Here is a 7,889-nt window from a genome sequence, read left to right on the forward strand (position 1 = left end):
GCTCCGGGCGGCCCGTCAGCCGGAGCGCGGCCGGAACCACCGGCCCAGGGCGGCCTCGGGGGAAGCGTCCCCGGTTCCGTCACCGGGTCCGCACTCCCAGGCCACATGGCCGTCGGGCCGGAGCAGGAGCGCCGACAGACCGTGCTCCTCCAGCCCCTGCACCTCGACCGTGTCCACCGTCTCCTCCCACGCCCGCACGGTCGCGCGAAGGCGGGCGGCGGCGGCCCCCGAGGCCGCGAGCACCCCCCGGCCGGTGCGCAGGAGCCCGAGGAGGTCGTGCTCGCCGTCCTCCGCCTTCACCCGGATCGGAGGGGCGAAGGCGCCCTCGAACCTCGTGTCGGCCCGCCCGAAGTCGTAGCGGACATCGGTCCCCGCCACCAGCGAGGCGAGGAAGCGGTTCGTCTCCTCCACCTCCAGCATCTCGCCGAACAGCTCGCGCAGGGGGTCCACGGAGGCGCCGGTGTCCATGAGGGCCAGCTGGGCCCGCGTCTCGCGCAGCACCCGCTCGGCCACGGCACGGCGTTCGGTCCCGTAGGTGTCGAGCAGGTCCTCGGGTGACCGGCCCCGCAGGTGCGCGGCCAGCTTCCAGCCCAGGTTGGCGGCGTCCTGGAGGCCGAGGTTGAGTCCCTGGGCGCCGATCGGAAAGTGGATGTGCGCGGCGTCACCGGCGAGCAGCACCCGCCCCCGGCGGTACACCTCGGCGAGCCGGGTGGAGTCGGTGAACCGGGAGAGCCAGCGGGCGTCGCGGAGCCCGACGTCGTGACCACTCACCCTGCGCACGCCCGCGGTGAACTCCTCCAGGGTGGGCGGCCCGTCCCGCTCCTCCTCGCCGGGGGCGGTGAACTCGGTGGTGAGCACACGGGTGTAGGGCTCCTCCAGGGTCACGGCCATGAGCAGCCCCGCGGCGCCGCGCAGCGTCCCGGGCACCCCCATGGGCAGCTGCCCGGGATCTTCCACCACCGCGTCGGCGAGCATCGCCGACACCCGGGGGGCGGTCCCCGGGAACGCGATCCCGGCCAGCTCCCGGGTGGTGCTCCTGCCCCCGTCGCAGCCGACCAGGAAGGACGCCTCGATCGAGTAGCGCCCCCGCGGCCCCTCGACCTCGGCCGTCACCCGCTCGCCGCCCTGGTCCAGGGCCACGAGCACGTGTCCCCGCCGCAGGTCCGCGCCCAGTTCCAGGGCGTGCTCCGCCAGCAGGGCCTCCGTGTGCGTCTGGGGGATCATGAGGGAGTAGGGGTGCGCCCCGCCCGTCCGCCTCAGGTCGAGCAGCGGGGAGATGCCCGCGAAATGGGTGTAGGGCCACTCCTTGTGCCCTTCGCGGAAGCGCTCGAGCAGCCCGCGGGCGTCGAGGAGTTCCAGTGTGCGGGGCTGGAGCCGGAAGGCCCGGGAATGGGGGTTGGGCGTCGGCTCCTTCTCCAGCACCGTCACCTCCACTCCGCACAGGCGGAGTTCCGCGGCGAGCATCAGCCCCACCGGTCCCCCGCCGACCACCAGCACGTCCACGGACGTGCGCGTCCTCTCTCCGCCGCCGCTCATCCCGCCAGGCCCTCCAGTTCGTGCACGACCTCGGCCGGAGACGGCTGCGCCTCGATCTCCTCGCGCAGCGCCCGGCTGCCCTCCGCGAACGAGGGGTCGTCAAGGAGGTCGGCGACGGCGGAGCGGATCCGGTCCGCGTCGACCTCGGCGGCGGGGACGTGGAGCCCCGCCTTTGCCTGGGCCAGCTGCTCGGAGTTGAAGACCGCGTAGGGCATGGTGCTGATCCCCAGCTGGGGCCGACCGCACGCCGCGGTGGTGAGCATCGTCCCGGTACCGCCCGTGTGCACCAGCACGTCGGCGGCGTCCGCCAGCAGGTGCAGGGGGACCCAGGGCACGGTGCGCACGTTGGGGGGCATGCCCTCCAGGTAGGCGCGGCCCTGCTCGGAGGTGCCACCCACGGTGGCGACGACCTCCACGTCGAGCTCGGCCGCGGCGCCGACCACGGTCCGGGCCTTGACCAGCACGTCGGGACCGAGCTTCTGCTCCTGCGAGGGCCCCAGGGTGACGACCACCCGGCGCCTGCCGGTCGGTTCCAGCACGTCCGGCGGGGTGAAGCCCGAACCGTTGAAGCGGATGTAGCGGATGGAGTGGCGGGGCGCGTCGAGCGGCGTCCGGTGCTCCTCGGACGCGGGTACCCACCGCAGACCGGGCGGGCAGGGCTCCACCCAGGCCGCGGGCTCGATGAGCACGTCCACCCCGTGCCGCTCGAACAGGGCCGCGTAGTCGGCCGTGGGCTCCGGGCCGACCAGCCCCTCCAGCTCGATGCGGAACTGGCGCGACATGCCGTAGGTGTGGCACACGGCGGGGATGCCCAGGACCTGGGCCACCACCGCCCCGGCGAAGGTGGTGGGGTCGTAGACGACCAGGTCCGGGCGCCAATCTCGGGCGAACGCGATGAGGTCGTCCTCCATGGCCCGGCTCCGCAGCGAGGCGATGGGGGCGATGCCCGCGACGAAGCGGCGCAGTGTGGCCTCGGCGTCCTCGCCCTCCACCGGGGACTTCCGGCGGAAGGCGCCTTGGCGCAGGAAGGCCGAGACGTCGGCGTCCTCGCCGACCAGCACGCCCAGCAGCCCCGACTCCCGCAGCGGCTCGGTGAGGGCGGGAGGGCCCGCGACCCGGACGTCGTGGCCCTCGCTGTGGAAGGCCCAGGCGAGCGGGACCAGGGGAAAGTAGTGCGGCCGGGTGCCGTAGGTGGTGAACAGTACTTTCACGGCGGTGGGACTCCTTTCGGGAGCGGTGCCGACCGGGCCGCCCCGCGCGTACCGCCGCGGGGGGGGCGGCACCGGGTCAGCGGTGGTCTGTACGGCGGCGGGTCACGCCAGGACCGCCTCGATCATGTGATGTGTCGGTCCGGCGGGAACGGTGCGCCGCACCTTCAGTCCGGCGCGGCCGAGCACGTCGGCGAACTCGGCCTCCGTCCGCTCCCGGCCGCCCTGGCTGACGAGCATCAGCAGGTCCATGAGCGCTCCCGCACGCCGGGAGGCGGTCCGGTCCAGCACCTGCTCCAGGAGGACGACCCGCGCGTCGAACGGCGCGGCGGCCACCACCCTGCGCAGGACCCCCACGACCGCCTCGTCGTCCCACATGTGCAGGACGCCCTTGAACACGTACACGTCCGCCTTGACCGACAGGTCCACCAGGGCGTCTCCGGCGATGACCTCGCAGCGGTCCGCGAGCGCCCCGTCCCCGGACAGGTCGGGTTCGGCGCGGGCGACCACCCGGGGCAGGTCGAACAGCACGCCGCGCAGGTCGGGGTGGGCCAGCAGCAGAGAACGCAGCAGGGTGCCCGTCCCGCCGCCGATGTCGGCGACGGTCGCGGCCCCGGAGAGGTCGACGGTGCGGGCCAGGGCCGCGGACGCGGCCTGCGAGGACCGGGACATCGCCAGGTCGAAGATCTCCCCCGAGACGGGGTCGTCCTCGGCCAGGTGGTCGTAGAGGTCCTTGCCGTAGAGCCCGGGCAGCACGCTGCGGCCGGTGCGCACGGACTCGTCCAGGCGCTCCCACATGCGCCAGGCGAACGGAGCGCCCGCGAGCCGGACCATGCCCGAACGGTTTCCGGGCAGGTCCTGGCGCAGCGTCCGCGACATCGGCGTGTGCGCGTACACCCGGTCGGAGACCTCGGTGAAGACGCCGTGCAGGGCCAGCGCGCGCAGCAGCTGGTGAAGGGCGTCCGGGTCCGCGCCGACGGTGGAGGCGATCTCCTCCACCGGCGCGGACTCACCGTCCAGGGTCTCGGCCACGCCGAGCCGGACCGCTGCCAGCAGGGCCCCGGTCAGGGCCAGGCCGTAGGCCAGCTCGTGGATCCGCACGGATGCCTCCGGCGACTGCGTCATGGGGTCTTCTCCTGCGGGTCGAGGGCGTGGCGGACATAGACGGCGGCGTTGCCGTCGAACTGGAGGGCGGCGTGGGAGGTGGCGGCGTGGACGTCGCGCCAGGCCCGGGTGACGGGACTCGTCTCGTCCTGGCCCCGGGCCCCGCTCGCGCGCATGACCGTTTCCACGGCGTCGGCCAGCGCCTCGGCGGAGACCCCGTAGTCCCGGTGTCCCCGGGCCACTGTGCCGTCGTCGACCGGCAGGCCCAGGTCGGCGATGGCGGCGGTCCGACCCATCAGCAGTTCCACGACGTCGATTGCGGAGGAGGCCCGGACCATCGCCCGCTGGACCGACCCCTTGTCCCTGGCCTGGACGGGAGCCCCCATCACCATCTCGGTCTTGGTGGAGATCCAGGCCGCCCAGTGGTCCAGGGCGCCGCGGGCGGCGCCGAGCGCCGGGGCCACCATGGCCAGGCCGTTCACCAGCCGGAACGGTGGCGCCCCCGGCCGGTCGGGGTGCAGCAGGTCGGCCTGGAGGAAGCTGAGGGAGGCGGGGACGGCGACGGACTCGACCACGACGCGCTTGCTGCCGGTGCCCCGCATACCGACCGTGAACCAGTTGTCCTCGATCCGGCACTCCGATCGGGGCACCGCGAAGAAGCGCAGCCGGGGCCGGCCCTGCTCCTGTTCCCAGGCCGCCAGCAGGATCCAGTCGGCGAAGTCCACCCCGCTGACGAAGTTCCACTGGCCGCTGAGGACCCACCCCCCGTCCGACCGGGAGACCTCGGCCCCAGGCGAGGGGACCACCCCGGCGGAGATCCGGGCGTCGGGGCCCTGGGCCCACAGTGTCTTCTGTCCCTCCGGGGGGAGGAAGGTCGCCAACCTGGCGTGGGAGGACAGCAGGGAGGCGCACCACCCGGCCGAGGCGCACCCCTCGGCCACCAGGGCCGCCCGGTGCAGGTGGTCCGTGAAGGTCCCGGCGTCGCCGCCGTGCTCGGCGGGGACGAAGTGGCGGGCGAATCCGGCCTCGACGAGCGCGTCGACCACGGGGCCGGGGAGGGTGCGGTCTGCGTCGGCTCGGGCCGCGTGTTCTCGGGCCGCCCGGTAGGCCGAGCCCAGCCCGGGGGCCAGGTCCGGGTCCCCGGGGCGGGGGAAGGGCGGCAGGAGGGGGTCGGGCATGGCGGTGCTCCTCACGTGTCCGTGGGCGGTCAGTTCAGGGGGCGGTCCGCCACGAACAGCCGGTGCATGGCCTTTGCGCCCGCATAGGTCTGCGGGTCGACCAGTCCGGCGTTCTCGATCATCCGCTTGTAGGTGCCGACGGAGTGCGTCTCCCCGTGGTCCGACTGGACGAGCATGATCACGGAGAACATGAAGGGGAGCGGGTTCTCCTCGGGTGTCTGACCGTCCTCGTAGGTGTGACCCACGAGGGCGATGCGCCCGCCCGGCTTGAGGGCCCCGGCGACCCGGCGCAGCAGGGTCGTGGCCGTCTCCTCGTCGAAGTGGTGGAGGACGTTGGTCAGCATGACGAGGTCGTAGGGACCGCCGAAGTCGATGTCGAACATGTCCCCGGGGAGCGGTGACCAGCGGTCGCGCAGGCCCAGTTGCTCGGCGTGGCGCTCGGTGATCTCCAGGACGCTGGGCCAGTCCACGGCCCGGACCCGCGCTCGGGGATGGCGCCGCGCCATGCCCAGGCCGTAGGCGCCGTGGCTGCACGCGACGTCGAGGATCTCCAGGGACTCGCGCTCCTGGGCCCACTCCTGGAGGCGGTCGGCCATCAGGTCGGCGGCGCCGCCGTTGAACCACGACGTGTGCTCCGCGAACTCGTGCCAGTACTCGAAGTCGGGGGTCATCACGTGGGTGTCCGCGACCGTGCCGCCCTTGCGGACCGCGCTGATCAGGTCCTTCTGCGCGTCCCACTCCCAGTCGCTCGAACTGAGGCGCATGGCGTGGCCGAAGTACTCCGGTCCGGAGCTCACCAGGTAGCGCTCGCCGCCCTCCGGCAGCGCGTACCCTCCCGGGACGGTGCGCAGGACACCGATGGCGGCGAGCCCGTCGCAGAGCACGCGCACGCCCCTGGTGTCCGCGCCGACGCCTCGCGCGATCTCCTCGGCGCTGTTCTCTCCCTCGGCGATGCGGTCGAACAGGACCAGCTCGAAAGCGGTCCGCAGCAGGGCCGTCTTGACGAAGCCGCGCGCGAGACCGTGCAGGTCGGCAATGGTCAGGCCGGGTGAAGCGGTGTCGGACATAGCCACTCATTCCTTGGTCGGCGGTCGGGGTCAGCGTCGCCCGCATGCTTCGAAAACGCCTCGAGCGCGGGAAGACCTCGGCGTGGTCGAGTGGCGGGCGAAGGGCGTCCGTGCGAGTGCGGGCGCGCGGTACCGGCGTGTCCGCCATCGGTTGAGGGGTGTGGTGACCAGTGGAGAGAAGAATTCCTGTCCTCGTCGTGGGGGGCGGGCTCGTGGGACTTTCGGCGGCGCTCTTCCTGGGTTCCCACGGGGTGCGGACCGTCCTGGTCGAGCGCCGGGAGTCCATCTCCCGGCTGCCTCGGGGGCGGAGCCTGTCCATCCGCACGATGGAGCTGTTCCGGTCCGTGGGGCTGGAGGAGGAGCTGCGCTCCACTCCCCCTTCCGTTCTGCGCGACCTGGACGTGATCATCCAGGCGGAGAGCCTCTCCGGCCCCGAGGTGTTCCGGACCACCCGACCGAAGAAGGCGGGGTTCGCCGACCTGAGCCCCACCTCCCCGGTGACCGTGGACCAGAACGAGGTGGAGAGGGTCCTGCTCCGCAACGTCCTCGCGGACGGGCACGAACTGCTGTCGCGCACCGAGGTCGAATCGCTGACGGAGGCGCCCGGCGGGGTCCGGGCCGAACTCGTGGACCGGGAGACCGGCAGGAGGACGGCCCTGGTCGCCCGGTACGTCATCGCCGCCGACGGGCACCGGTCCCGGACGCGCGATGCACTGGGCATCGGCACGAGCGGCATCGGCAACCTCTGCCGCTACGTCAACATCCCGTTCACCTGCGACCTGTCCGATGCGCTGAACGGCCGCTCGGTGGCCCTGGCCTACCTCGACCGGCCGGCCCGCAACACCATGCTGACCCGGCTGGACGGGCCCGACCGGTGGATCCTCATGGTGCCTCTCGATCCCGACGGGGCCCCGCCGCTCACCGGGGAGCGCTGCGCGGACCTCGTCCGTGCGGCGGTGGGATCGGAATCGGTCGACCCGGTGATCCTGGACGACTTCCTCGACCGCCGCCGACGGCTGCCGGAGTGGGACCTGTCCTCATGGGTGGCGGACCAGTACTCGTCGGGCCGGGTCCTGCTCGCCGGGGACGCCGCGCACGTCATGCCCCCGGCGGGCGGGCTCGGCGGCAACGTGGGGGTGCAGGACGCGCACAACCTGGCGTGGAAGCTCGCCCTGGTCCTGCGGGGCGAGGCGGCCCCGTCCCTGCTGGACACCTACGAGCAGGAGCGGCGCCCCGTCGCCGAGTGGACCAACGAGTACTCCGCGGACCGCCAGCTCAGCCGGCACGACGGCAAGCGGGGCCGGGGGCCCGTTCCGGACTCGCTGTCCATCGAACTCGGCTACCGCTACCTGTCCGACGCGGTGTGCGACGAGCCCGGCGACTACGACGACCTGCCGGCTCTGAGCCACCTCGGCAGCCCCGGGGGGCGGGCACCGCACGTGGCGCTGACCCGCGACGGCGCCGTGGTCTCCACCCTGGACCTCTACCGCAGGTCCTTCGTCCTGGTGGCCGGGCCCCGCGGGCACGCGTGGATCCACGCCGCCCGGGCGGTGGACGCCGGCACCCCGTTGGACCTGGTCCACGTCGGCCACGACGTCGGCGACCTCCCCGGGCGCGAGGGGGACTGGGTCCGGGCACACGGGGTCACCGAGTCCGGTGCGCTGCTCGTGCGCCCGGACGGGTTCGTCTGCTGGCGCGCGAAGGACGACCTGACCGCCAGCCACCAGGAGGTGCTCTCCGAGGCGCTGTCCAGGGTCCTGGGCGCGGGGGCGGCGGCCCCCACTGAACCGGGTACC

The 7,889-nt window shown here is 73.5% G+C and carries 6 protein-coding genes; 1 reads left to right on the forward strand and 5 read right to left on the reverse strand.

Going from position 1 to position 7,889, the window contains the following annotated elements; translation table 11 throughout:
* Positions 1 to 15: 15 nt before the first annotated feature.
* From ACJOT3_RS09170 to ACJOT3_RS09190, 5 genes are all read right to left on the reverse strand, one after another.
* Positions 16 to 1,536 (reverse strand): FAD-dependent oxidoreductase, encoded by a 1,521-nt coding sequence (locus tag ACJOT3_RS09170; protein WP_406970861.1) that lies wholly within the window; start codon positions 1,534 to 1,536, stop codon positions 16 to 18.
* Positions 1,533 to 2,747, reverse strand: a complete 1,215-nt coding sequence (locus tag ACJOT3_RS09175; RefSeq protein WP_406970863.1) for a glycosyltransferase — start codon at positions 2,745 to 2,747, stop codon at positions 1,533 to 1,535. The genes ACJOT3_RS09170 and ACJOT3_RS09175 overlap by 4 nt, the downstream gene beginning before the upstream one ends.
* Positions 2,748 to 2,849: 102 nt before the next feature.
* Entirely contained in the window at positions 2,850 to 3,869 is a 1,020-nt protein-coding gene (locus ACJOT3_RS09180; RefSeq protein ID WP_406970865.1) for a methyltransferase, read from the reverse strand.
* Positions 3,866 to 5,026: an acyl-CoA dehydrogenase family protein gene (locus ACJOT3_RS09185; protein ID WP_406970867.1), complete on the reverse strand. Its 1,161-nt coding sequence runs from the start codon at positions 5,024 to 5,026 to the stop codon at positions 3,866 to 3,868. Before ACJOT3_RS09185 ends, ACJOT3_RS09180 begins: the two co-directional genes overlap by 4 nt.
* Positions 5,027 to 5,055: 29 nt before the next feature.
* Positions 5,056 to 6,093: a class I SAM-dependent methyltransferase gene (locus tag ACJOT3_RS09190; protein ID WP_406970869.1), complete on the reverse strand. Its 1,038-nt coding sequence runs from the start codon at positions 6,091 to 6,093 to the stop codon at positions 5,056 to 5,058.
* A gap of 170 nt (positions 6,094 to 6,263) precedes the next feature.
* On the opposite strand from ACJOT3_RS09190, the gene ACJOT3_RS09195 reads away from it, so the two are divergent.
* Positions 6,264 to 7,889: FAD-dependent monooxygenase (locus tag ACJOT3_RS09195; RefSeq protein ID WP_406970871.1), on the forward strand; the 1,626-nt coding region annotated here is incomplete at its 3' end.

The sequence above is a fragment of the Nocardiopsis protaetiae genome, from assembly GCF_045446735.1.
Lineage (GTDB): Bacteria > Actinomycetota > Actinomycetes > Streptosporangiales > Streptosporangiaceae > Nocardiopsis > Nocardiopsis protaetiae.